The 24,483-nt window shown below is 63.7% G+C and carries 26 protein-coding genes; 10 read left to right on the top strand and 16 right to left on the bottom strand.

The genetic code is table 11. From position 1 onward, the window contains the following. Positions 1 to 20 precede the first annotated feature (20 nt). The gene (minC, locus tag JG747_RS15720; protein WP_202362161.1) at positions 21 to 839 is read right to left on the bottom strand and encodes a septum site-determining protein MinC; all 819 of its coding nucleotides are present in this window, start codon (positions 837 to 839) and stop codon (positions 21 to 23) included. Positions 840 to 1,178: 339 nt separating this feature from the next. Continuing rightward, complete coding sequence (locus tag JG747_RS15715) at positions 1,179 to 2,030, bottom strand: MEDS domain-containing protein (RefSeq protein WP_019859430.1); 852 nt, start codon at positions 2,028 to 2,030, stop codon at positions 1,179 to 1,181. 184 nt (positions 2,031 to 2,214) lie between these two features. Between JG747_RS15715 and JG747_RS15710 the strand changes: the two genes are divergently transcribed. The 5 genes from JG747_RS15710 to JG747_RS15690 all read left to right on the top strand — a co-directional run bounded on the left by JG747_RS15710 (position 2,215) and on the right by JG747_RS15690 (position 7,068). After that, positions 2,215 to 3,933: a putative bifunctional diguanylate cyclase/phosphodiesterase gene (locus tag JG747_RS15710; RefSeq protein ID WP_019859431.1), complete on the top strand. Its 1,719-nt coding sequence runs from the start codon at positions 2,215 to 2,217 to the stop codon at positions 3,931 to 3,933. 282 nt (positions 3,934 to 4,215) lie between these two features. Then, positions 4,216 to 4,680, top strand: coding sequence for an Hsp20 family protein (locus JG747_RS15705; RefSeq protein WP_019859432.1), 465 nt, complete (start codon positions 4,216 to 4,218; stop codon positions 4,678 to 4,680). Positions 4,681 to 4,754: 74 nt separating this feature from the next. Then, positions 4,755 to 5,234 carry a hypothetical protein gene (locus JG747_RS15700; RefSeq protein WP_019859433.1) on the top strand — a complete coding sequence of 160 codons (480 nt, stop codon included), beginning with the start codon at positions 4,755 to 4,757 and terminating at the stop codon, positions 5,232 to 5,234. Positions 5,235 to 5,651: 417 nt separating this feature from the next. After that, positions 5,652 to 5,954, top strand: coding sequence for a hypothetical protein (locus JG747_RS15695; RefSeq protein WP_019859434.1), 303 nt, complete (start codon positions 5,652 to 5,654; stop codon positions 5,952 to 5,954). A 616-nt stretch (positions 5,955 to 6,570) separates the two neighbouring features. After that, positions 6,571 to 7,068 (top strand): hypothetical protein, encoded by a 498-nt coding sequence (locus tag JG747_RS15690; RefSeq protein WP_019859436.1) that lies wholly within the window; start codon positions 6,571 to 6,573, stop codon positions 7,066 to 7,068. Between the two features lie 35 nt (positions 7,069 to 7,103). Here JG747_RS15690 and JG747_RS15685 read toward each other — a convergent pair whose 3' ends face one another. The 8 genes from JG747_RS15685 to JG747_RS15650 form a co-directional block, all read right to left on the bottom strand. After that, the gene (locus JG747_RS15685) at positions 7,104 to 7,253 is read right to left on the bottom strand and encodes a hypothetical protein (RefSeq protein ID WP_019859437.1); all 150 of its coding nucleotides are present in this window, start codon (positions 7,251 to 7,253) and stop codon (positions 7,104 to 7,106) included. 14 nt (positions 7,254 to 7,267) lie between these two features. After that, on the bottom strand, positions 7,268 to 7,591 hold the full coding sequence (locus tag JG747_RS15680) for a DUF2934 domain-containing protein (protein WP_038648089.1): 324 nt from the start codon (positions 7,589 to 7,591) through the stop codon (positions 7,268 to 7,270). 192 nt (positions 7,592 to 7,783) lie between these two features. Then, positions 7,784 to 8,023, bottom strand: a complete 240-nt coding sequence (locus JG747_RS15675; protein WP_019859439.1) for a DUF680 domain-containing protein — start codon at positions 8,021 to 8,023, stop codon at positions 7,784 to 7,786. A gap of 348 nt (positions 8,024 to 8,371) precedes the next feature. After that, positions 8,372 to 8,983, bottom strand: coding sequence for a BA14K family protein (locus JG747_RS15670; protein ID WP_027047077.1), 612 nt, complete (start codon positions 8,981 to 8,983; stop codon positions 8,372 to 8,374). Positions 8,984 to 9,107: 124 nt separating this feature from the next. Further along, complete coding sequence (locus tag JG747_RS15665; protein WP_019859441.1) at positions 9,108 to 9,629, bottom strand: DoxX family protein; 522 nt, start codon at positions 9,627 to 9,629, stop codon at positions 9,108 to 9,110. A gap of 291 nt (positions 9,630 to 9,920) precedes the next feature. Next, entirely contained in the window at positions 9,921 to 10,400 is a 480-nt protein-coding gene (locus tag JG747_RS15660) for a tetratricopeptide repeat protein (RefSeq protein ID WP_020628939.1), read from the bottom strand. 203 nt (positions 10,401 to 10,603) lie between these two features. Beyond that, a complete protein-coding gene (locus JG747_RS15655) occupies positions 10,604 to 11,575 on the bottom strand; it encodes an MBL fold metallo-hydrolase (protein WP_019859443.1) in 972 nt (323 codons plus the stop codon). Between the two features lie 126 nt (positions 11,576 to 11,701). After that, positions 11,702 to 11,932: a DUF680 domain-containing protein gene (locus JG747_RS15650; RefSeq protein ID WP_019859444.1), complete on the bottom strand. Its 231-nt coding sequence runs from the start codon at positions 11,930 to 11,932 to the stop codon at positions 11,702 to 11,704. 429 nt (positions 11,933 to 12,361) lie between these two features. Between JG747_RS15650 and JG747_RS15645 the strand changes: the two genes are divergently transcribed. The 3 genes from JG747_RS15645 to JG747_RS15635 are packed head-to-tail and all read left to right on the top strand — an operon-like array spanning position 12,362 to position 17,587. After that, positions 12,362 to 16,492 carry a Pls/PosA family non-ribosomal peptide synthetase gene (locus JG747_RS15645; protein ID WP_244748409.1) on the top strand — a complete coding sequence of 1,377 codons (4,131 nt, stop codon included), beginning with the start codon at positions 12,362 to 12,364 and terminating at the stop codon, positions 16,490 to 16,492. After that, on the top strand, positions 16,489 to 16,944 hold the full coding sequence (locus JG747_RS15640) for a GNAT family N-acetyltransferase (protein ID WP_019859446.1): 456 nt from the start codon (positions 16,489 to 16,491) through the stop codon (positions 16,942 to 16,944). Before JG747_RS15645 ends, JG747_RS15640 begins: the two co-directional genes overlap by 4 nt. A 46-nt stretch (positions 16,945 to 16,990) precedes the next feature. After that, complete coding sequence (locus tag JG747_RS15635) at positions 16,991 to 17,587, top strand: 4'-phosphopantetheinyl transferase family protein (protein WP_202362295.1); 597 nt, start codon at positions 16,991 to 16,993, stop codon at positions 17,585 to 17,587. Positions 17,588 to 17,594: 7 nt separating this feature from the next. Here JG747_RS15635 and JG747_RS15630 read toward each other — a convergent pair whose 3' ends face one another. From JG747_RS15630 to JG747_RS15620, 3 genes are all read right to left on the bottom strand, one after another. Continuing rightward, positions 17,595 to 18,689 carry a KamA family radical SAM protein gene (locus JG747_RS15630; protein WP_202362159.1) on the bottom strand — a complete coding sequence of 365 codons (1,095 nt, stop codon included), beginning with the start codon at positions 18,687 to 18,689 and terminating at the stop codon, positions 17,595 to 17,597. 163 nt (positions 18,690 to 18,852) lie between these two features. Further along, positions 18,853 to 19,749, bottom strand: a complete 897-nt coding sequence (locus JG747_RS15625; RefSeq protein ID WP_202362158.1) for an NmrA family NAD(P)-binding protein — start codon at positions 19,747 to 19,749, stop codon at positions 18,853 to 18,855. Then, the gene (locus tag JG747_RS15620; RefSeq protein WP_019859450.1) at positions 19,746 to 19,928 is read right to left on the bottom strand and encodes a DUF1127 domain-containing protein; all 183 of its coding nucleotides are present in this window, start codon (positions 19,926 to 19,928) and stop codon (positions 19,746 to 19,748) included. Before JG747_RS15620 ends, JG747_RS15625 begins: the two co-directional genes overlap by 4 nt. Positions 19,929 to 20,144: 216 nt before the next feature. Between JG747_RS15620 and gcvA the strand changes: the two genes are divergently transcribed. Continuing rightward, positions 20,145 to 21,056 (top strand): transcriptional regulator GcvA, encoded by a 912-nt coding sequence (gene gcvA, locus JG747_RS15615; protein ID WP_019859451.1) that lies wholly within the window; start codon positions 20,145 to 20,147, stop codon positions 21,054 to 21,056. Between the two features lie 14 nt (positions 21,057 to 21,070). Here gcvA and JG747_RS15610 read toward each other — a convergent pair whose 3' ends face one another. Then, positions 21,071 to 22,111 carry an SDR family oxidoreductase gene (locus JG747_RS15610; RefSeq protein WP_027047079.1) on the bottom strand — a complete coding sequence of 347 codons (1,041 nt, stop codon included), beginning with the start codon at positions 22,109 to 22,111 and terminating at the stop codon, positions 21,071 to 21,073. 55 nt (positions 22,112 to 22,166) lie between these two features. On the opposite strand from JG747_RS15610, the gene JG747_RS15605 reads away from it, so the two are divergent. Beyond that, on the top strand, positions 22,167 to 23,162 hold the full coding sequence (locus JG747_RS15605; RefSeq protein ID WP_244748408.1) for an AraC family transcriptional regulator: 996 nt from the start codon (positions 22,167 to 22,169) through the stop codon (positions 23,160 to 23,162). Between the two features lie 198 nt (positions 23,163 to 23,360). Here JG747_RS15605 and JG747_RS15600 read toward each other — a convergent pair whose 3' ends face one another. Then, entirely contained in the window at positions 23,361 to 23,573 is a 213-nt protein-coding gene (locus tag JG747_RS15600; RefSeq protein ID WP_064981914.1) for a tautomerase family protein, read from the bottom strand. 79 nt (positions 23,574 to 23,652) lie between these two features. Beyond that, entirely contained in the window at positions 23,653 to 24,465 is an 813-nt protein-coding gene (locus JG747_RS15595) for an SDR family oxidoreductase (protein WP_244748407.1), read from the bottom strand. Positions 24,466 to 24,483: the final 18 nt, after the last annotated feature.

The raw sequence follows: 24,483 nt of genomic DNA, 5'->3' as shown, positions 1-24,483 counted from the left end.
AGCCGCCCTGACGACCGTTCTCAGCTCAGTGTCTCGACGCGCAGACCGTCGCCGTCGAGGAAGGCCTGCACCGGCTTGCCGCGCGACACCCCTTCCATCTCCTCGGCGGTGATGTACCAGCCGTCGACCGACAGAAGCTCGGCCTCGTTGCGGCGGCAGAAGATGCGCGCGGCGGTGTTGCCCAACGCGCCCGCCGAAGCGCGCCCGCGCAGCGTGCCGTAGACATGGATCGAGCCGGCGGCGACGATCTCCGAACCGGACGCGACCGAGCCCAGCACGATGACATCGCCATGCGCATGCATGATCGCCTGGCCAGAACGGATCGGCGTCTTGATCATCAGCGTGCCCGAATCGTAATGCGAAACCTGCGGCACGCTTTCCTCAGTCTTGCTTGCGCCAGCCTTTCCCTTGGCAACGCCGCCAGCATCGACGCCGTGGTCCGGCGCCCTGCCCTCGGCGGCCTTGCCTTCCTTGCCGGAAGCCTCTTGCCCGCCCTTGCGGCCAGGCAGCAGCCCCTCCGTCGTCGCCTCCTTGGCGCCGACCAGCAGAGGCGGCAGGTCGGGCCCGAGCGCGGCCCCTTCCAATTCGATGGCATAGATGCGGATGCCGCGCGTCCCCAGCTCCGCCACAAGTGCCGCGATCTCGCTCGGCGCGGGCTTCAAACTGTTCAGATCGAGCAGCACCGGCCGCCCGGCAAAATAGCCCGGCGAGTTGCCGATCCAGTGATCCAGCCCCTGCAGCCACTCCACCATGGGCGCTTCCGGGGTCAATGTGAAAGCGACGAAAGAACGGGCACGAAAGCGAATGGATTTGGCCTCGAGGGGAGCGGCAAAGGTCACGGCTGGCGAATCCTTACTGAGAGGTAAACGCTAGCGAGGGAATGGTTAACGAATGGTTAACGAGGGGGTGCGACTTGGCAGTCTTCGAGAAATTGGAAGGTCGGGCTAAACGCCAGTTGCGGCCGCTACCCCCAACACCCTGAATGTCTTGATAGGGGCCGGAAGCGGCTGGCGACTTGTGGCTGCCGAGAAGTGACAGCGGACGTTAGACCCGCAGAGCCTGCCCGGAAACGCATCGCATATCGCAGTTTTCATCACCGGGCAAAACAGCACTCGCAGGCCGCGTTGGAGCGCAGGCTCCGGTCCAGCTTCCATCGCAGAAGCAACCCCGGACTTGTGCTACTCGCCAAGAACCATGTGCAAGAGTTGGACCGTGCTCCGCGCGTTGGTTTTCTTGAGAAGGTTGGCTCTATGGAACTCGACCGTTCGTGGGGCAATTTTCAAGGTGCGAGCAATCTCCTTGCTCGAATAGCCCCTGACGATTTGGGCGAGCACGATACGCTCGCGAGCCGTGAAAGTGGCGCGGCTGGTGTCCGCCAGGATATTCAATGCGCCATTCAGCTTCCTGATTTCCTGCTTAGCAGCCTGGAGCTCCGGCGTCTCGAGAAATTCCCATTCTCCGTTTCGCCGGGTGATGGTGAATTGATGTGCTCGTGCGACATCGAGCAGGTCCACGGCCCTGCTTTCCGACAGGGAATAAGTGCACAAAACGAGCATCTTCTGACCCGCCAGCGAGTGGTCGAGTTCATGCTCGTATTGGCAAAACTCCTGCCAGTGGCTGGTCCCGATCCAGAATGCGTTGCCGCTGATTCTGATCCCGGCATACCCCCGTTCCAACGCTGCGCGCAGCTTCTCGTTCCAGCCGCCGGTGATGCGCTGTATGTCGAACTCGCCGCCAGGTAGGTACCAGTCCGTAGCAGCAATGATTTCCATCTGGCCGGCCATCAGGCGCGCATCGATGTCGGGGATGGATTGCCGTAGCGCATCCTTCGCCGTCTCTGCGTCGATCGGATCGGAGACCGCCCAGATGCAGAACTCGTTGTTCTCCAGCCCGGCCGCGAAATAGGAAGCGTTTGTAGCAAGCAGGTCCTGTTCCGCTTCGTAGAAGACGCAGATGTGTGTGCCCCAGCACATCTCGCCCATGACGCGGATGCCGGACTTGCGGAGCGCGTGGGCAGGCTCATCGTTCATGTCGATGCCGCTTTCCGGTGCACGAGTACGTCACTGAGCCGCTAAATCAGTCGCAGCCGACGGCGGCCCACGCCACGTCGGCCATTCCGCTACGGAACCTGTTGATCGTGCCAGTAGAATACGCGCGATAGCTGGCCATCTATGGGGGCATGCATCTCCGGACACTATCAGCCGTCGCCCCAACATGACAGAGATTTTCAAGGCCGGGTTCGGCAATCTGATCCGCAGTACTGCGGTCGCGAACCCGCGCCGCTATGGCGTGCCGCAAGAGATCGCGGCCCGGCTGCCCGATCTATCGAGGGATGGTTTGGCCATCAGCGATCTGCGTGAAAAGGGTATGGCGCTGGTCTACGTGAACCGCGCGTTCCAGGACATCACCGGCTATTCCAGCGACGAACTGATCGGGAGAAACTGCCGCTTCCTGCAAGGCAGTGATCGCCTTCAACCCGAAATCCAGTCCATTCGTGAAGCCATCGCCCGGCGTGAGGATGTTGCCGTCACGCTGAAGAACTACCGCAAGGACGGTAGCTGGTTCTGGAACGAACTTCGCCTCGCACCTATGAGCATCGCTGGTGGCGAGCCGACGCACTATATCGGACTGATGCGGGACGTGACGGCGAGCAGGGTCGCCGCCGCGCAAATTGCCCAGAGCACCCGCGCCGACATGCTCACCGGTGTTCTCAACAGATACGCCTTCGTCGAGGACGTCGACATCCTGCTGCGTCAAGGGGAACGGCGGATCTTGCTTGTCAAGATCGACATGGCTCGTTTCCATGACATCAACGAAGGGTACGGATATGACGTTGGCGACCAGGTGCTGATGCAGATTGCGCGACGCCTGACCAACACAGGCGCTGCACTGATCTGCCGCACGGGATCCAATGAGTTTGCGCTCGCTCAGCCGCTTGGCCATGCCGACGAGGCCCAAGCGGCAATCGAAATGATCCGGCAGTCCCTGGCGCCGCGCTATCTCGTTGCGGGCGCAACGATAGGGATCCGTTTCGCGATGGGCTATGTCGTTGGCAACCAGACGACGGACGCCATAACGCTGGTTCGTCGTGCCGGTGCCGCTTTGCATCGGTCGAAGTCGTCGGCGTTCCTCGATATCTGCGCATTCAGTTCCGAGGACGATAAGCGTGCGCGAAACCGACTGCGCATGACCAGCGAAATGCAGCAGGCCTTGGAACATGACGAGTTCGATTTTCACTACCAGCCGCAGGTCGACCTCGCCACGGGAACGGTTGTCGGTGCTGAAGCCCTGTTGCGATGGCACCATGGGCTGTTTGGGATGCAGTCGCCGGACAAGTTCATCGGCCATGCCGAAGATACGGGTCTTATACTCGATATCGGCGCCCGAGGACTTCGCACCGTCGCGGACTTTGCCGCGCGCGTGAACCGGGGCCGACAAGTGCCGATAGTCTTCTCGTTCAATGTCTCGCCGCTCGAGTTCAAGCTTCGCGACATGCCGAAATTTGTCTCCGATGTGCTCACCGCCAGCGGCGCCGATGCTGCATGGATCAAGCTAGAGCTCACCGAGAGCTTGATGGTCGAAAGTTCCGCGGAAATGCTGTTGATCATGAGACATCTGCGCGAACTGGGCGTCGGCCTGTCCATCGACGACTTCGGAACCGGCTACGCCAATCTGCGCTACCTCGAAGATTTCCCCCTTACGGAGATCAAGATCGATCGCGGTTTTGTCAAAGGACTAGCGCAAAGCCGTTCCAAGCGGGTCATCATCGAGTCCATCATCAGGATTTCCAGGGAACTCGGCTTTCATGTCGTCGCCGAGGGAATAGAGACAGAGGTGGAACGCACGCTGTTGCGCGACATGGACTGTGATTTCGGGCAGGGATTTCTGTTCGGTCGACCGGTCGACGCTGCAAGATTTGAATCGCTGGTTTGAGCGATTCTCCGGACCACATGAGGCAGTACCCTCGCGTGGATGTGAGGTCGTGCGATGCTGCTGAAGAAGGCATATGGTCAAGCTGGCGAGGTCGTCTCGCCGCTCTCCTCCCGGCAGCGGTTTTTCGTACCATCTAGAGGCTCAAATTTTTTTGCGCAGGGGCCTTGAAGCGTTTTTCGGCGCTTCCCAAATCGTTCGCCGTCGAGGCTGTATGGCTCGACGACGGGCGGCGCCGTTGGGCGGCGCACCTTGTACCCATGTTGCTTCAAGGAGAATGTGGCTATGAGAACCTTTGACTCGCTTTATCGAACCACCGTCGGATTCGATCGTCTTTTCGACATGCTCGAAAACAACGCCAGGACCGACTGGCCGCCTTACAATATCGAGAAGACCGGTGAAAACGCCTACCGTATCGCCATGGCTATTGCCGGCTTCAGTTCCGAAGAGGTGGAGTTGACGCAGAATGGCCCGGAACTTGTGGTTGTCGGCCAGAAATCCACCGACACGGAGGGGCGTCAGGTGCTGCACCAGGGCCTTGCCTTGCGCAACTTCAGACACGTGTTCAAGCTGGCCGACCACATGAAGGTCGTCGCTGCGACCCTGGAGAATGGCCTGCTCAGCGTCGAGATCGTGCGGGAAATCCCCGAGGAACTGAAACCTCGCCGCATCAACATCGGCTCTGGCGACGCTATGGCGGTCAACAAGCAGATCAGCCAGGACGTCGAGAAACCGCGTAAGGTTGCCTGACGCCGATATTTCAACACGAACACTGCGGTCGCCTCCCAGCTTCGGTCGGGAGGCCTCGATTGCGGAGATTGGAGATGAATCAGCAGACTGAAACATTCCGCGCCCCAACCCGGCGCACCGGGCGTTTCGAGGGTCTTTTTTGCCTTCTCGACAGCCCGGGCGATGTGCTCAAGCATCCACGCATGACCTTGGACGAAAAGCGCGCCTTGCTCGCATCATGGGCATCGGATGCGCATGCCGTCGAAAATCGCCCCACCCTACGCAAACTGGACAATGGCAAGATCGTCCCCGTCGACGATATCTTGCGATGCCTGAAGGCGCTGAATCAAGTCGGCCCCGCCGGCAAGGTTCTTTCGCGTCGGGCAATGCCGTGGACCGTGGCGTTCGATCGCCATGACCGGCGCATCAATGGATCGCCGCGCAGACGGCGCTTTACCGGCAGGGACGATGATGATGATCCGCCGCCTTGCCCCGCCGCCGTCGCGCCGCGCGTGCCAGGTGGCGGGCAAAGTGGCGCGTATGTGATGGCCAATCGCGAGCCGGCCTATGCCTGACTGAGCGCTCGTTAGCGAAAAGGCACATAGCAACCCGCTGCGCGGTTCGCAGCGGGTTCGCAAACGCAGGCCTTCCGCCCTGCTTTTGAAGATGGCCCTGCAAACGCCGCCTATTTCCTGAAGTGCCCAGCGTTCCGGCTGCAATGCACGGCCGTGTGTCTTCATCATCGTCCGGCATCTCCATCAGCACTGTCCCCAGTCTTTGCAATCCAGTTTTGGTCGAGGCGCTTGCCGTCCTTTGAAGCTCGAACATGCGGTGAAGCGTTGTCTGAATGGTCGCCTGCAGTCCGGCCGCTCACGGATATCGGCGCGCGACGGGCCGCGTCTGTGTCGTTGACTCAGGCCATGCCAAAAGCGTAAGTCGCGGTGCGCGTCTCACGTCCAAGGCGCAGCGCTTCACCCATAAAGGTATCAAAAATGGACGACAAATATGCCAACGCGCGCGAGCACTTTTTTGCGGCGATCAGGACGCTAGCAGCCTCTTCCGACAGTGTTCAAACGCGCCTGATCGACGCAAATACGAACATTCTGGACGTTACGATCGATGAGTTCGATGGTGACCCGGAACTCAAGTTCAAGTTTGCGAAAATACTGGATCTGCTTGCTATCGATCAAGACGATATGGAAACGGTCGCTGTTGAGACCGCCGCACACATGACGGATTTCGAGGCCGTCAAGGTCGCGGACCTGATTTGTGATTTCTACTATGAGCTGACGTAATCTGGCGTGACGGGCGGAGCGATTCCGCTTCGTCCGCGGCCAGTTCAATGATTGGCATGCCCAATCCGATGGCAGCGCTCGACGCGATACATGCATGCGCCCGTCTCGCTTTCACATCGATCCCTATGTCCAGACAAGCGCCAAGTCGGCCCGAATGACGACATGAGGCGCAAAGCTGCCGTGTGCTTAGCGGAATTAAGAGTAAATCGGTCACGCAAGCTTGCAACGTGTCGCCATCGCGGTCGCCAGAGGTACGCACCGAACAGCCCTCCCTCAATGCCGCTTGAATACTGCACCTCCCGCTCATGCTTCTCCGCCGCCTCACACGTCTCAAACGCCCCCAGGTTCCGCCGCTTGCCGGTCTTCTCATCCGTCTTGCGTGAATAAAGCCGGCATTTGCCGTCCTTGAGTTGGCGGATCATCTCGCTCTCCCTGATCAGGATTTGGCGCCCGTCCTGGCCTTCAGCCCGAGCGCTGCCTGCTCCGTCGGGATGAACGCCGCGCCGGTCCGAACGTGGGAACGACAAACCCCGCGATCAGTTATCCCGCCCCGTGGAGTTCGAGAACGCAGCCATGCTAGCCTCCATCGAGCCAGCTGAAGCTCGGGGGGCAAGTCATGTTGGATCAATGGACTGATTTCTTCGTCATGGTGGGCGGCGGCGCGGCGGGGCTTGCCGGGTTGATCTTCGTTGCGATCTCGATCAATCCCGAACGCATTGTCCGCAACACGACGCACAAGAACCGGGCAATCAACATGCTGTCGGGCTTCAGCGCGATTTTCATGGCATGCAGCCTTGCGCTTCTGGGTGGTCAATATCTTCCGGCACTCGGCCTCGAATGGCTTTTGCTCTGGGGCATAGCGACATTCATCTTCGTCAGGGGATATGTCGTGGCGATCAAGGCGGGGATGAGCACCATCGGGTTGACCGGGCCGCGGTTGGCGGGCGGCACGATGTGTTACCTGGCCGAGGTTGCAGGCGCGATTTTCCTCATTCTCGGGCGCGGCGTGGGCCTTTACATCGCGGCCCTTGGAACCATCGTCCTGTTCGCCTTCCTGATTTCAGGCGCATGGCTCCTCATCATTGGCATCTACGAAGAGCCGGCCAAGGGATGAGGTGGACACCCGGCGCTGCAGAGGCCAGCGCCCCCTCAATGCCGCTTGAAATACTGCACCTCCTTTTCATGCTTCTGCGCCGCCTGGCGCGTCTCGAATGTCCCCAAGTTCCGCCGCTTGCCGGTCTTCTCGTCCTTCTTGCGTGAATAGAGCCGGTATTTGCCATCCTTGAGTTTGCGGATCATCTCAGCCTCCCCGATCAGGATTTGGCGCCCTTCCTGGCCTTCAGCCCGCGCGCCGCCTGCTCGATTGCGGCGCGGTCGGTGCCGAGGCGGTCGAGCAGCGCCTGCGCCTCGTCGCCGGATATGCCGGTGCGCATGGCCAGTTCCTCGACCTCCAGAACGTCGGTGCTGGCTATCTCACGGGTCTGCGGCAAGGCGTCGTCGGCCGTCAGCGGCAGAGCCGCTTCCCTGTCGATCTCGGCCTCGGCGCGGTGCCAATGATGCTCGGGATCGCCGCCGCCTTCACGCTCCCAGATCTGGTATGCGCGCTTCTGGATCTTCTCGTGCCTTTCGTCGCCCATTGTCGTTCCTCCTTCGTGTCAGGGATGAACGCCGCGGTGATGGGATTGATCCAAAAAATCTGCGTGATCGCCGGTCCGGGTGGAACTGCCGGATCGGTGGGAGGGCGCGAGGCGCCGGACAGGACGCAAAATGATCCAGGCGGCGGGGCAAGCCCGCCACCTGGATACAGGCCGTACTGGGCAGCCTTGATATCAGTGGCCCCAGATGCCCTGGCCGTATTCGGCCGGCATGTCGAGGATCGACTGTCCCGCCGCGCTGCCGGTGATGCTCTTGGTGACGCTCGGGTCGACCGCCTTGGAGGACATCATCGAATGGGTGGTCGGGTAGCTGCCGGCGGCCGGGACGAAGTCCGAGCCGAAATGGTCGGAGCCGGCGAAAGCCATGCCGGAGGCGAACAGGAACGCAGCAGCAGTCAGAATGATCTTCTTCATTTCAAGTCTCCATCTCTACAAGTTGACATCGGCCTCGACGCGCCGCCCGCATCGCGTTCGTGAGGCTGTGTGTTCATGGTCTCGGGCGAAACCGGCCAACCGCGACCCCCACAGGATCCCTGCGGCTGCAGGTTTCAGCGCACTCGGTTCATTGTTGCGCTGTTGGGGCGTCTTGTAGGGGTGTGGTGTTTGTGCGGGCGTGGGAAAGGGCGTGGTAAGAACCGCTCAAAGAGTGGAATTTTGCGTGGAATGCGGCCGCAAAGCGCTGCGCGCCCTAAATCGGGAGCCTCCGCCTAACCGTGAAGCGAAGTTCTGCCCGCACTTTCCATGGCAAGCGGCGCGCGTCGCCTATTCGCACTGGCGCCTCGGACCACCGGAATAGGGCTGGTAGCTGTTGTCCTCGGGACGATACGAGCGGTAGCGGCTGAAGCAGGATTGGACGTGGTCGTCCGAAAGGTCCGCTGTCGCGACCAGCGGCGCCGCGCCGCCCTCGTCATAGCTGACTTCGTCGGGCTGCTGCGCGGGCTGGCCGGCGTCGGCACTGGTGTCGAGATAGGGCGAGACGCAGGGGCGCTGCTGTCCGCTGTAGGACATGTAGCTGTTGTCGTCGGGGTTGTAGGAGCGGTAGCGGTCCGCGCACCAGCTGACATGGGCAGCCGGCAGCCTGGCCTGCTGCTCTCCTGCCCCGGGCGCCACCGCGGCTGTCTTGGTCGGGTCGACCGACTGCACCCTGGCGGCGGCGTCGGGTGCGGGAGGCTGCGCGGCGGCCACGCGCTCCAGGCCCGGCGCGGCCTTGTCCACGGGCTGTGCGTCCTTGGTCCACAGTTGCGAGACACTGTCGGTGGGCCGAGCCTGATGCACGGGCTTGGCCAGAATCAGCCAGGCGGCGAAAGCCAGCCCGCTGGCGAAGACCGCAAGGGTGAGGACGAAGCCTGCGACCAGTGCCAAAACCGCTTTCATCACACACTCCTTGCGTCCCCGCTAATAGAATGCGGAGCACCGGGACTGGTTCCAGCGGGCGAGCGTGTTGCAGGGGTCGGCACTGAAGCGGCTGGCGAGGCGCAAGGCGGCAGCCCTTGCTGCCTCAAACCGGCAGCCGCACGTCCATGGAGAACTCGCTCTCCACGGCCAGCAATGCCTTGACCATTTCCCTGTCGCGCTGGCGCTTTTGCAGGTGGCGGGCCAGCAGCCAGTCCAGCGAGATCCGGCCGGCGCCGACGGCGGCCAGCACGAACATGCCGCCTGATATGGCCAGGTCCTTTTCGAAATGGAGCAGCTCGTTCTGGCTGGCGAAGTTGACGTGGAACAGCAAGGCCGTGGCCAGGCAGAACAGGCCGAGCCCGATGCCGCCCAGCCGCGTCAGCAGCCCTGAAGCCACCGATAGCCCTGCCCCCAGTTGCAGCGCGATGGTGGCGACGAACAACGGCAGCCCGACACCTTGCGCGGCCATCGCCTTGGCGGCGCCGTCGAAATGGGTGGCCAGCGTCACGCCCTCATGCAGGAAGATGAAGGACATGAGCAGGCGGCCGGCAAGCAGGGTCACGTCCCTGATGTGGTATTTCGTGGCGAGGCCGGTGAGCTTCGCGGCGAATTCGTTCGGTGTCATGGTCAGCCTCCAATCTTTGAGCACAGGCAAGCGCCGCGCGCCGTGCGACGCGCGAAAACGGCGCCTGCCGGATGTGATGTTCGAAAAGGCCGGAGCCGGCTCGAGGGAGAGGCGCCGGCTCCGGCAATGGGCGCCAGCCACGAGCGCCCAAACTGTGGTGGGGACTGGATCGGTCAGTGCCAGTCCCCAACTCGGGCCGCTTGGCGGCCTCCTCTCCCCCGTGGTTCCCCCAATGCACGGCCAAGCTCAAGCCGTAGCCACGTCCGTGGGGGAGTTGGAACGGGTCACCGCTTACTGCGTCACCTTGGTGTCGATGGCCTTTTGCAGGTCGGAAAGCTCCTCGCAGCCGGCGGGGCAGAGTTTCTGCAGCGAGGCCAGCTGCTCCTTGGCCTTGTTCATGTCGCCGGTCTCGACATAGAGCTCGCCCAGATATTCGCGGGCGGCCTTGTGGTCGGGCTTCAGCTCCAGCGCCTTGTTGTAATAGGTCAGCGCGGTGGTGACGTCGCCGGTCTTGCGCAGCGTGAAGCCGAGCAGATTGTAGACATCTGCCTGCTGGTTGTCCTGCGCGAGGTCGCGCAGATCGGCCAGCGCGCCCTTGTAATCCTTGGCGGCGATCTTGGCCTGGACGGCGGTGAGATCGGGTGCGTCGGCGCCCTCGATATCATCCACCGCATAGGCGGGCATGATCGTTGCGACGGGAACGACGGTCAGCACGGCGATGGCGCCGAGCAGACCGAACAGGGCGTTTCTGCCCAAAAGAAGCTGTTTCATTGTCTTTCTCGCTTGGTTTGTGCGCTAGCGTTGAGAGACCGTTTCGAAATTCGCTCTGGCGAGTCATAGGATGGTGGTTTCGAGAACCGGAGCGCAGCGGACGTTCGGGTCCGTGAGCTCAGCTCTACTGCGTCGACGCAGTAGAGCGGGGAAGCGCGGAAAACGCCTTCAGATGGCCGCCAGAGTAGAGTTTCCAAACGGTCTCATATCTGAACGGGCGTGAAGCCATAGGCACTGCCGTCCTTGACGAAGACGCCGGTACCGGGGAACGGGAAGTGCGAACCGGAAATGCGGATATTGTCCGCGATCACCCGGTCGATGATCTTGTGGCGCGTGGTGATCGCGGTCGGCCCATCCTGGTCGTAGCTGCCCTGCCATTCCGGATGCGGCGCCAGAAGGGCCGGCACATACATGGTGTCGGCCGAGATCATCAGCTGCTCCTTGCCGGAATTGGCGAGGTACACCGAATGTCCCGGCGTGTGGCCGGGGGCGGCGATGATCTGGATGCCGGGCGCCACTTCCGCGCCGTCCTCGACCAGCTTCCAGTTCTTCCATTTCGGGAAGTTCTCGGCGATGCGCTTGCCCGCCGGCTTGCGACCTTCGGGCAGCTTGGCCAGCCGGCTCGGATCGGTCCACCAATTGTATTCCGTGGCGTTGACGATCAGCTCGGAATTGGGGAACACCGGCGTGTTGGTGCCCTTCTCCATCAAGCCCCAGACATGGTCGGGGTGGAAATGCGAGATCATGATGGTGTCGATCGCCTTGTAGTCGATGCCGGCGGCGGCCATGTTGGCCGGCAGATGCGTGGCGTTGGCCTGCCACTGGCCGACGCCGGAGCCCGCATCCATCATGATCAGCTTGCCGCCCATCTTGAGCACGACGACGGTGAGCGGGATGGGCATGAAGTCGGTGGTCAGCCCTGCCTTGGCAAGCGCCGCCTTGGTGTCGTCGACGGAAACATTCTTGATGAAGGCAGGGTCATGCGGCTTCTTCCAGATGCCGTCATAGATGGCGGTGACCTCGATGTCGCCGACCGTGTATTTGTAGAAGCCGACGGTCGGCTCCATGGGCGTCTCGGCGAAAGCGGGGCGGGTGAATTCAAGCTTGCCGGCAAGGCCGAAAGCGGCAGCGGCGGCGGCGGATTGAAGCACTGTGCGGCGTGTCATGCTGAACATTGTGGTCTCCTGTGGGTTGCGGTGGCGGCAAAAGATCGCGGTAGGAGCGACGGAGGGCCACGCCACATGGCCCCCCGTCCTGATCGCGGATCGGGTCGGGACCTCGAGGCTGTCCCGCCCCTGAACTCAGCGGCCCCAGATGCCCTGGCCGGGTTCGTCCGCATCAGTTTTGGTCGCCGGCCGGCTCGGTCCGGTCGTCTTGGCATCGACATAGGCCGTGTAAGGGATCGAGGCGGTGGCATTGGTGTCGACGGAAGCGACAGGCTGGTTGGAGTTGTTGGCACCATGGTCGCTGCCGGCAAAGGCAGCACTCGAGGCAAGCAACATCGCAGCCACGCTGAGAGCGAGCTTGGTCATTTCAGGTAAATCCTTGTTTCGTTTCTTCGCGTCGCGGGCCGGATTGGCCCCGCTGAAGGGAAGACCCGGCAAGGCGGTGCTTTATTCCCGAGGGCAGTGAGATTTTTTGGAAGGGGCGGATTTGAGGGATCGCGGCCTGGCAGAGCCTGGGTGAAAGGCGGCGGCATCACCTCCGGAAAAGACCATCAGGGGCAAGGCAGGAGGAGCGCCCAGACACAATTCAGAAACAAGTTTCAACAATTCGGAAAAACTGGCGAAAAGATCGCATGGCATAACCATCCCGCGGGGGACTGCGCGGATTTCCTTTTCGGAAGCTTCGGTCCGCCATCGACAAGGGTCAAATTGCAGCAGCGGCACAGCCGAAAATGCCTGCTCGAACAGCGGCATGAACAGCCGGGCGATACGCGGCCAGGACGAGAAAGTATGGAAATGGATTACGGTATCGACATTGCTGCCCTGGACAGGGACACGGCAAGACCAGGCGCGCAGCCCGAAACTGGGCTGGCCCAGAATGGGCTGGCAGGCGTCGATACCCTTGTAAGGGGCGCTCAGCGGACCCTGGCCGCGCATGGCCAGATTCTGACCGGCGCCGATTTCGCGCGGGCGGGCCAACCCGGCGAGCGGCTCGACACGGTCTTCGAAGAGCTCGCCGCAACGTTCGCCACCTTGCCGGCAGTGATCTCCGACGGACGTGCCTGGACCTATCAGGAGCTGGACAGCCGCGCCAACCAGTTCGCCCGTGTGCTGATCAAGCGCGGTGTGCGGCCGGGCCACCGGGTCGGGCTCATTCTCGACCGCTCGGCGGAGACCTATGTCGCCTTGCTCGCCGTGGTGAAGGCAGGCGCTGCCTTCGTGCCGCTGGCCACCGCCTTTCCACAGGAGCGCATGGCGCTCATCATCGAAGACGCCAGCGTCAGCCTGATCGTCACCATCGCCACCTATGCGTCGCGGGCCGACCAACTGCCGGTTCCCCACGTGCTGATCGACGGCGCCGCCGCCGAGATCGCCAAACAGTCCAGCGCGCCGCTGAAGCCGCAAGAGGCGCCGGCGGAAGACATCTGCTACATCCTGTACACGTCGGGCACGACCGGCAGGCCGAAGGGCGTGGCCATCCGGCATCAGAGCTTCGTCAACTTCATCCGCGTCGCCGCCGCATCCTACGGCTACAGGCCGGGCGATCGCGTCTACCAGGGCATGACGATTGCCTTCGACTTTTCCTCCGAGGAGATCTGGGTGCCGTTCGTCGCCGGCGCGACCGTGGTACCAGCGCCCGGCCAGATGCCGCTCGTCGGCGAGGAACTGGCGGATTTCCTGCGCCATCATGAAATCACCTGCATGGCCTGCAGCCCGACACTGCTGTCGTCGATGACATCGGATGTGCCCAGCCTGCGCACGCTCCTGGTCGGCGGCGAGGCCTGCCCGCACAATCTGGTTGTGCGCTGGTCGAAGTCGGGGCGGCAGATCCTCAACACCTATGGCCCGACGGAAGCGACCGTCACCGCAACGATGGGTGCGCTGACGCCGGACAAGCCCGTCACCATCGGCGCGCCGCTGCCCACCTATTCCATCGTCATCCTCGACCCGTCGCTGCCGGAACTGGCCGAGCCCAGCGAACTGGGCGAGATCGGCATTGCCGGCATCGGGCTCGCGGTCGGCTACCTCAACAGGCAAGACCTGACGGAACAGAAGTTCATCGCCGATTTCATCGGCCTGCCGAACAACCCCTCGCAGCGCATCTACCGCACGGGCGACCTTGGCCGGATCAACGGCGACGGCGAGATCGAATATGCCGGGCGCATCGACACCCAGGTGAAGATCCGCGGCTATCGCATCGAGCTCGGCGAGATCGAGGCGGTACTGCTGGACCAGCCCGAGATCGCGCAGGCTGCCGTCACCACCTGGGAGATCGAGCCCGGCCGCGTCGAACTCGTCGCCTATTACGCGCCCAAGGCCGGCCAGCCGGCGCTCTCGCGCGCCGATCTCGCCCAGACGATGAAGCGTCGCCTGCCGGACTACATGGTGCCTTCCTATCTCGAGGAGCTGCCGGCGATCCCGATGACGGTCTCCAACAAGGTGGACCTTCGCCAGCTGCCGAAGCCGACCAGCGTGCGGCTTTCCGCCGACCGCGAGATGGTTGCGCCCGGCAATGACGACGAACGCTTCCTGGCCGAGGCGCTGGCCGCGGTGCTTAAATTCGACGAGGTCTCGGTCGAGGACAATTTCTTCGACGATCTCGGCGCCAACTCGCTGCTGATGGCGCATTTCTGCGCCCGTGTGCGCACCCGCAAGGAATGGGCGACGACGTCCATGCGCGACATTTATCTCCATCCGACGGTGGCGCGCCTGGCCAAGCACCTGAGCGTCTCGGAAGAGGTGACGACCGCCACCAACGAGCCTGTTCTCACCCGCCAGGCATCGAATTTTGCCTACTGGACCTGCGGAATGGCGCAGTTGCTGTTTTACGGGGTCTACAGCTATGCGGGCCTGTGGGCGCTCAACATCGGCCTCAACTGGATGTATGACACGCTCGACGATCCGCTGCAGCTCTATATCAGGTGCGTCGCGCTCTCGGCCGGCGTGTTCTTCGGCATGACGGGCTTTGCCGTCCTGGCGAAATGGGTACTCGTCGGCCGCTGGAAGGCGGAAGCCTTCCCAATCTGGGGCCTGCGCTACTACCGCTTCTGGGTGGTCAAGACCTTGATCCGCACCGCCCCAGTCGTGCTGTTCCGCGGCAGCCCGCTCTACAGCTTCTATCTGCAGATGCTGGGAACCAGGATCGGCAAGAACGCGGTCATCGAATCCAAATCCGTGCCGGTCTGTACGGACCTGATTTCGATCGGCGCCAACAGCATCCTGCGCAAGGAATCGCTGATCCTCGGCTTTCGGGCGCAGTCCGGCTACATCCACATGGGACCGCTGACCATCGGCCGCGATGCCTTCGTCGGCGTGGGTTCGACGCTCGACATCGACACCTCGATCGGCGACGGCGCCCAGCTCGGCCATTCGTCCTCGCTGCAGCGCGGGCAAAGCATCCCGGATGGCGAACACTGGCATGGCTCGCCGGCCGTGCCGACCGCGGCGGACTATTGCAAGGTGCGCAACGAGAACCCTTCCGACATCCGGCGCTTCCTCTTCGAAGCGGTCCAACTGATCGGGCTGTTTGCCATTGTCATCCCGCTGCCGCTGCTGTTCCACAGCTATTGGGAAAATGTCGGCGACGACTATCAGGAGACGATCGGCGTGGTCGCCGTCGGCACCACGGTCACGCTTTTCGGCTATATCGCCGCGGCTTTTCTCGCCGCGACGGTGCTGCCGCGCCTGCTCAGCGTGATCCTGAAACCCGGCCGCACCTACACGCTTTACGGCTTCCGCTACTGGCTGCAGACCGCCACCGAGTTCACCAGCAATTCCCGTGTGCTGGGGCTGCTGTTCGGCGACAGTTCGGCGATCGTCTATTACATGCGCGCCATCGGCTGGAACCTCAACAAGGTGGTGCAGACCGGCTCCAATTTCGGCTCCAACCAGCAGCACGAAAACCCGCTTCTGTGCGAGATCGGCACCGAGACCATGGTGTCGGACGGCCTGTTCATGATCAACATGCACAAATCCGCCTCGGCGTTCCGGCTCGAGCGGACGCGCATCGGCGAACGCAACTATCTCGGCAACAACATCTATTACCCGCCGGATGGACGCACGGGCGACAACGTCCTGCTCGGCACCAAGGTGATGATCCCCATCGATGGGCCGGTGCGCGAGAATGTCGGGCTCCTCGGTTCGCCTGCCTTTGAAATCCCGCGCATGGTCAATCGCGACAAGGAACTCATCGCCGGCGTCGACGAGGCGGACCGACGCCAGCGTATTCCGCACAAGAACCTGCACAATGCGGTGACGATCCTCCTGTTCATGGCCACGCAATGGGTCATGCTGTTCGCCACGCTGGCGATCTGGGACCGGGCGCTGAACTACTACACGGAATGGGCGGAGGTCGCTCTCTTCGTCGCCGTTCTCCTGACCTCGGCGATCACCATTCCGTTCTACATCTTTGTCGAGCGGGCAAGCCTTGGCTTCGGCCGGTTGAAGCCGCAGATGACGACGATCTACGACGTCGCCTTCTGGCGCCACGAACGCCACTGGAAGCTTGCCGATTCTCCGATCGTGCGCCTGTTCGCCGGCACGCCCTTCCGGCCGGTGATCCTGCGCCTGCTGGGCGTCAAGGTCGGCAGCCGCGTCTATGATGGCGGAGCCAACCTCACCGAACGTTCCCTGGTCGAGATCGGCGATGACGCCACACTCAACGAAGGCTGCGTCATCCAGGCTCACTCGCTGGAGGAAGGCGCGTTCAAGTCCGACTACATCCGCATCGGCAAGGGCTGCACGCTCGGACCGTCCGCCTTTGTCCATTACGGCGTCGTGATGGGCGAAGGATCGGTGGCCGACACCGATTCCTTCGTGATGAAGGGCGAGGAGCTTGAGCCCTACTCGATCTGGCGCGGCAACCCGGCCAAGCTGCATCGCTTCGTGATCCCGGTCACGAACGACGGCGCCAAGGCGTCGGCTTGAAGGCCGGAGACATCCGCCTCGCTCCGGTGACCAAGGCCAATCGGGCCTTGGTCGCGTCGCTGGAACTGGCGCCGGAGCAGATGGATCTTGTCGCTGGCAACGCGGCGTCGCTGGAAGAGGCCGAAACCGACGAGGACGCGCGACCCCGCGCAATCATGGCCGGGGATCGCATCGTCGGTTTCCTGATGTACGACGCGCCGGAAGATGACGACGAGGCGCGCATCTACCGCTTCATGATCGACCGCGCCAGCCAGGGCAGAGGCTACGGCAAGGCCGCGTTGCGCGCGGTGCTGCACGAGATCGGCGGGCTCGGTCACGTCAGGCACGTCTCGATCTGTTACGAACCCGAGAATGAAGCGGCACGCCAGCTCTATCGCACCGCCGGTTTCGTGGAAGAAGGGCTCGACGAGGATGGAGAAATGATCGCCGATCTCGTCCTGCCGAGGGGATGACCCTTTGACGCGGCCACACTCCCCTGAAGCCGCGTTGGCCGAGGCGATGGCGGCAATCGCGCCCCGAAATGTCCGGACCGGATGCCGGGTGATAGGCGACGCGGATGAGGCCCACTTGCTGCCCGAGGAAGCGCGTTCCATCCCCGCGCGCCAGCCGGCCATGCGGCTCGCCAGCGGTGCCGCCCGCTGGATCGCGCACCGGCTGCTGGCCGATATCGGCATCACGGATGTCGCCATCATGCGCGCGCCATCCGGTGCCCCGGTCTGGCCGGACGGAATAATTGGCTCGCTCGCCCACGACGACGACATGGCCGTGGCGGCGGTCGCACCTGTCGGCGGTATCGTCTCGCTCGGCATTGACGTCGAGCCCGCCGAACCCTTGCCGGACGACATTTTCGCGATCGTTGCAACCGGCGCGGATCGCATAGGCGCGGCGGACGCGCGCCTTGCCGGCCGCATCCTGTTTTGCGCTAAGGAAGCGGTCTACAAGGCGGCCTTTCCGCTCGATCGCGAGGTGCTGGGCTACGAGGATATCGCCGTGGACCTCGATGCCGGCCGCGCGACGACGAAGACCGGCCGCAAGGTCAGCCTCGCCTACTGCATCGCCCCACGCGTGGTCGTGTTGGCGTTTGTCGGGGAATAGCGCCGCCCTATTCGCCCACGATCTCCCGATAATCCCTCACCGCGCCGTCCTGGCCGCGTATCCGCCAGCTCTCCCCGTCGCGGCCCTCGATAGGACATGGCCCGAGCGGCACCTTGCCGCCGCCTTCCGGCAGGTCGAGCACATAGACGGGATTGCAGATGCCCGACAGGCGCGCCCGCAGCGCTTCCACCAGCGCCTGGCCCTGCGCGATCGTGGTGCGTCGGTGCGCCATGCCGCGCGCCAGGTCGCCATGGTGCAGGTAATAGGGTTTTACCCCCAGCCGGTACATCAGTTCGCGGCAGAGCTCCTCCAGCGCCTCGACCGTATCGTTGACGCCTTTGAGAAGAACGCTCTGGTTGAGCAGCACGAAGCCGGCCTGCCGCATCGTGCGGCATGCCATTTCGGTCGCGGGCGTGATCTCGCGCGCGTGGTTGAAATGCGTGACGACGGTGATCATCAGCCGGCCCTGCAGCGCAGCGACCAGCCCTGATGTAATGCGCGATGGCAGCGCCACCGGCACGCGCGTGTGGATGCGCAGCAGCCGCACATGCGGGATCGCCTCGATGCGCGCGAAGATTTCGGCCAGGGCCTTGTCGGGCAGCGACAGCGGATCGCCGCCGGTCAGGATCACTTCGCGGATTTCGGAATGATCCGCGATATAGGCCAGCGCCGGCTCCAGCGCCTCGCGCGTATAGCCGCGGCCGATCGAGGTCAGCGATTCCTTGCGGAAGCAGAACCGGCAATAGACCGCGCATTGATAGGTCGGGAACAGCAGCACCCGGTCGGCATGGCGGTGCGTCAGTCGCGGCACCGGGCTGAACTCATGGTCGGCGATCGGATCGCCAAGCTCGCCCTCCGTCTCCTCCAGTTCGCCCAGTGACGGGATAACTTGCGCGCGGATCGGATCGGCCGGGTCGTTCCAGTCGATCAGGTCGAGATAGGCTTTCGGCGCACGCACCTTGTGGCGGCTGGCGGCCTCCTGCGCGGCGGCGCGCTCGGCCGGCGACAGCGGCAGGGCGGCAAGGTCGCGCACGTGGCGCACGCCCTGGCGGACATCGTCCTGCCAGTCGGGGGGGCGGGTTACATCTTTGAGGTCGGTCATAGCAGGTCTCGGAGTGGTCGCGCGGACCTATCGGCCGGATGGACGGTTCGGTCAACCACTGTCGCAACGCCAACCATGCCCGTCACACTCTACGGCGCCCCCTCTGTCCGGCAGGACAGAGGGGGCGCGACAGAACGCCGGCCCTTGCCGCTCAGCGCCCCCTTCACCCAGTCCTTCCACCCCTCTCGGCCATCGCTACAAATGCACTCTCAATGCTCTCAAACCTCAGCTCCGGATAAAGCACACCCGCCTCCACAGTATCCGTCTCCAGCGCAGTCTCGCCGCGGATCCAGAACGCCCGCAACAGACCAAGGCCGGGCACAGCGGCGATCAACGCCTCCAACTCCTCAGCGCTCATATTCACGACGCGCGGCGAGCGGCCGCTGACGCGGCGCCAGAGGTCGATCATCTGGCCCTGCGTGATCCTGTTCCGCGCGATGCGGATTTCCGTGCGGACTGCGGCGGGATCCTCCAGCGCCCGCATGGTGACGGCGGCGATATCCTTCTCGCTGACGAAGGTCGCCGGAACGGTGCCGTCGCCATAGAGCGTCACCTCATCCGGCGGCAGCACGGCCGAACCGAAGCGCGTCAAATCGCCCAGCGTCGCCACCCAGGTCGAGAAGAAGCCGTTGGTATAGATGATCGTATAGGGCAGATCAGCTTCCCTGACCGCGTCGAACACGGCCCTCTTGATGTCGAGCGGTGCGATCGTGCCGGGGGCGGCGGCGGCAAAGTCGAGGCCGAAGCCGGCGGAGGGCACGAAGCGGGAGACCCCGACATCTTTCACTGCGCGCACCAGCGTCATCTCGCTGGCCGAACCCACATGCACCGAGCTGATGACGCGGTCGACCTTGCCGACGGCGCGCACGAGGCTGCCATAATCGTCGAGATCGCCGACATGCACCGTGGCGCCCAACGCCTTGAGCAGCCGCATCCGCTCTTCATTGGCTGAGGTTGCTGGCCGAACCAGGACATGCAGGCTGTCGCCATTGCGCGCGCTGGCCTTGGCCATTTCGCTGCCCAGGAGCCCCGTCGCGCCGATGATCAGGGTGCTGGTCATATCCCCCTCCCATTGCGCAGGATGGAACCGTCCCAGTCGCGCTCCAGGCCAATGTCGCGCAAGCGGCGGTCGGAAAACCGGGAAATCCGGCGTCGCACGCGGCGGCGCTCGAAGGCTGCCGTGCTGCGCATGGCGAGGCCGCTCATCGCGGCGCCAATGGATCCAAGGGTCAAGGTCATTGTCTGTCTCCTACGTTCGTCAGGGCGCAAGCGTGCTCGTGCCGCCCATCGGGCGAGCATGACGATCGCTCACATATTTCGTTGGTCTTTCAACGCATCGGAGAACCGGAGAGGTCGATATCGATGCGCGGTACGCAGCGATATTGTGCATTTTCGGGCTGGACGACAAACGACTCTTTGTGCAGGATTTGTGAGCAACACTCACAGGTCGAGGCCATGCCGCGCAGATTGCCGCCCCTCACCGCCCTGCCCGCTTTCGACGCCGCGGCAAGGCATCTGAGCTTCTCCAGGGCGGCGGAAGAGCTCAACCTCACCCATGGCGCGGTCAGCCGCGCCATCCGCAACATCGAGGACAGGCTCGGCATCCAGCTTTTCGATCGGGGAACGCGATCCGTGCGCCTGACCGCCGTCGGTGCGGCCTATGCGGTCGAGGTCGGCAAGGCGCTCGACCAGATCGCCGCCGCCACCATCGCCGCCACGCCCGACCGCTCGACGCGCATCCTGAACGTCTCGACGTCGGACGGCTTCGCCGGCCGCTGGCTGGTGCCGAGGCTGCATCGCTTCCACCGCGCCAATGCCGATATCGACGTGCGGCTGGCGACCTCGGGCGTGCTGGCCGATTTCGTCAGCGACGGCATCGACGTCGCCATCCGCTACGGCAAGGGCGGCTACACCGGCGTGACGGCGGAATTTCTCGCTGACGAAGAGGTCTTCCCGGTCTGCAGCCCGGAATTGCTGCAAGGCGAACATCCGCTGCGCCGGCCCGAGGACCTCAGGCACCACAAATTGATCCATGACGCCTTTCGCATCGACTGGGCGACATGGCTGCAGCAGGCCGGAGTCGATGGCATCGACCCCAAGCGCGGCGTGCGCTTCGATTCCGCCACCTTCGCCGTCGAGGCTGCCGTGCATGGCGAAGGCGTGCTGCTCGGCCGCAGCGCGCTGGTCTCGGCCGACCTCGCGGCAGGGCGACTGGTGCGGCCCTTCGACCTCGCGCTGAAATCGGCGGCCAGCTACTACCTTGTCTATCCCGACGGCGCGCTGCGGCAGAAGAAGATCAAGGCGTTCCGCGACTGGCTGTTCGCCGAGGTGGCGGCTGACTGGGTCGGGATGTCTCGGAGGGATTGAGGCGAAAGACCCGCCTACGCTTTTGACCCACCCACCAACCCCAGCCGCAACAAACTCTCGGCCGTGGCGACGATCGCCTCCTCGGCCGGGCGCGGCGTCCAGCCAAGCAGGCGCGTCGCCTTTTCGCTGGTGGCGTCCATCATCACCCCGAGATGCCTGGCCAGCATCTTCGTCGTGGGATCGCCACGCAGCGCCAGCAGGCGGATCATCCAATTGGGAATCTCCCTGGTCGGCACCTTGGCTGCTGCCGCGCCCATCCTGCGCCGCAGCACTTTCGCAACATCCGCCATCCACAGGCTGTGGCCCGAAATACCGATGAAGCGCTCGCCCTTGGCCGCAGGACTGGTCATCGCCAGCAGATGCAGATCGGCCAGGTCGCGCACGTCGACATAGCCTGAGTTGACCCGAGGACAACCGGGCATGCCGTCCATCAGCCGCTTGATCAGCCCGATCGAATGCGAGAAATCGGCGGCGAGCACCGGGCCGAGCACAGCGACCGGATTGACGACGGAGAGTTCGAGGCCGCCGCCCTCGCGAGCGATGAAATCCCAGGCGGCGCGCTCCGACAGCGTCTTCGATCTCTGGTAGGGCGCGACGGCGCCGCTGAGGTCGGACCAGTCGGTCTCGTTGAACGGCCGTGTCTGCGGCGCATGGCCCATGGCGACAGCACCGATGGCCGAGGTCAGCACCACGCGTTTTATGCCGGCATCGCGCGCGGCCTTGAGCACCCGCAGCACGCCGTCGACGGCGGGCCTCACCCAATCCTCCTCGCGCGTCTGGCTGCCGGAGGGCGTCGGCGATGCGCCATGCATGACATAGGCGCAGCCGGCGACGGCCTCCGCCCAGCCAGCGTCCCCGGTCAGGTCGGCGGCGACGAAGGACAGCCGATCGCCGGGCTCGGCGCCGCCTTCCCTGAGCATCGCGCGCACCTCGGCTTCGCGCTCGAGCGAACGCACCGTCGTGCGCACGCGATAACCGGCGTCGAGCAGCTTCAGCATGCAGTGCGATGCAATGAAGCCAGAGCCCCCGGTCACCAGCACCAGTTCGTCGTTCATGTCAGTCTCCTGATGTTCATTGGCCATCAGCTAGGCGCACCGGATCGGATTGTGAATGCTTGAAAATCCGCATAAATTGCGCGAAAGTACGAAAATGACCGGTGACCCCTTCTCCGACATCCTCAAATTCACCAGCGCGCAAACCATGGTGACAGGCGGCTTCACTGCCGGCGGAGCATGGGCGCTGCGCTTTCCGGCGCCCGAAAAAATCAAATTCTTCGCCGTGGTGAAGGGCAGTTGCTGGATCCGCCTCGAGGGCGAGGACGAGCCGGTGCATGCACAAACAGGAGACGTGCTGCTTTTGGCATCGCGGCGCTCCTTCATCCTCGCCAGCGACCTGTCCGTGCCGCCGCTCGACGCGATGGCGGTGTTCTCCGGTTGCAAGATCGCCCAACTCGGCGACGGCAAGGATTTTACGCATATTGGCGGCCATGTGCTGCTCGACCAGGCGAGCGGGCGGCTGCTGGCCGACGTCTTGCCGCCGTGGATCCACATCCACGCCTCGTCGCCGCAAGCGACAATCCTGCGCTGGATCCTTGACCAGCTGGTGCGCGAGCAGGCGGATGGCCAGCCGGGCGCCAGCCTTGCCTCGGCGCAGCTGGCGCAACTTCTGTTCATCCAGGTGCTGCGGGCGCATCTGCAGACGTCGAGCCTGATGCCCGCCGGCTGGCTGCGCGCACTCGCCGATCCGCGCCTGGCGCCGGCGCTGCGGCTGATGCATGGCGACCCCGGTCGCGACTGGCATCTGGAGGAACTCGCCAGGGCCGCCGCCATGTCGCGCACCAGTTTTGCCTTCCATTTCAAGCAGACCGCCGGTGTCGCGCCGCTGACCTACCTGACGCAATGGCGCATGCATTTGGCCGAGCGCGCCTTGCGCGAGGAAGATACCCCGGTGGCGGTGCTTGCCCGCTCCCTTGGCTACACCTCGGAAAGCGCCTTCAGCAATGCCTTCAAGCGCGCCACCGGCACCGCGCCCAAGCGGTATCGAACCGCGGGGAAAGCCGAACGGTCGGGTGACGCCGAAGCGCGGTCGCTGAGCCTGGTATCTTGAAAAATCAGGAGAGGCAGGGGCCCAGGACAGGTGGACAGCTCGGGACTGTCCACCTGTCTCGGGCCTGATGCATGCCGCCCGAAAGGGGGGCATCGATTTTCAGGGAACCGACATGCATTGAAGGCCCCCGCGCACAGAGCGGACGTTGGTATCAGCGGCAACCAGTCGTCATATGAGGCCTGCCGACCAGGGCCGCCCCTACTCCTTGGCGCGATAGGCTTCCGGTATGACGAACACCTCGTCGGCCCGGCCATAGCCGCCGTCGGCGACCTCCTCGACCAGCACCATCGTGGTGGGCCGCACGCCTTCGCCGAAAAAGTCGACGAACATGGCGGTGGTCCGGTGGATGAGGTCTTTCTTCTGCGCTCTGGAGAGCGCGGCCTGCGGGATCTTGATGTTAGCGAATGGCATCATCGTTTCCTTTTCTGGTGCGGATTGGGTTTCAGGCTTTGGGGTGGAGCGGGTCGCTGAAGACACCGGCGACTGCCCCTCAGATCGCGCCGCCATTGGCACGTATGATTTGTCCGTTGACCCAGCCACTGTCCGGCCCGGCCAGGAACGACACGACGCCGGCAATGTCGTCGGGCTGGCCGAGCCGGCCGAGCGGGATCATCTTGGCCGTAGCCTCGACCTGCGCCGCGCTCTTGCCGTCCATGAACAGCGCGGTCTCGACAGGGCCGGGCGCCACGGCGTTGACGGTGACGCGCCGCGCGCCGAGCTCCTTGGCCAGGACATGCGTCATCGCTTCGACCGCCGCCTTGGTGGCGGCATAGACGCTGTAGCCCGGCTGGTAGAGGCCGACGACGCTGCTCGAGAAATTAACGATGCGGCCGCCCTCGCGCAGGCGTTTCGCGCCCTCGCGCATGCCCCGGAACACTCCGCCGAGATTGACCGTGATCTGCGCGTCGAAGGACGCATCGTCGGTCTGCGCGATCGGCGACAGCTTCATGATGCCGGCATTGTTGACAAGGATATCGACGCCGCCGAACACCTTCTCGCCGGCATCGAAAAGGGTGGCGATGCCCGTGGGATCGGCGATGTCGGCCTGCACGGCGATCGCCTTGCCGCCTTCGGCTTCGATCGCGCCGACGACCGCTTCGGCCTCGGCGCGGCCCCGTGCATAATTGACGACGACGGCGAAGCCGTCGCGGGCAAGCCGCCGCCCGATCGCCGCGCCAATGCCCTTGGAAGCGCCGGTCACGATCGCGGTTCTGATTGGGTTGCCCGAACTTGTCTGCTGGCCCGTACTTGTCTGCTGGCCCGTACCTGTCTGCTGGCCCGCACTTGTCTGCTGGTTTGTCATGGACGTCTCTCCGTATTG

The sequence above is a fragment of the Mesorhizobium sp. 131-3-5 genome, assembly GCF_016756575.1.
GTDB classification, from domain to species: domain Bacteria; phylum Pseudomonadota; class Alphaproteobacteria; order Rhizobiales; family Rhizobiaceae; genus Mesorhizobium; species Mesorhizobium jarvisii.
Note: the sequence above shows the minus strand (reverse complement) of the source record. Positions and strands in the feature narration are given on the sequence as shown.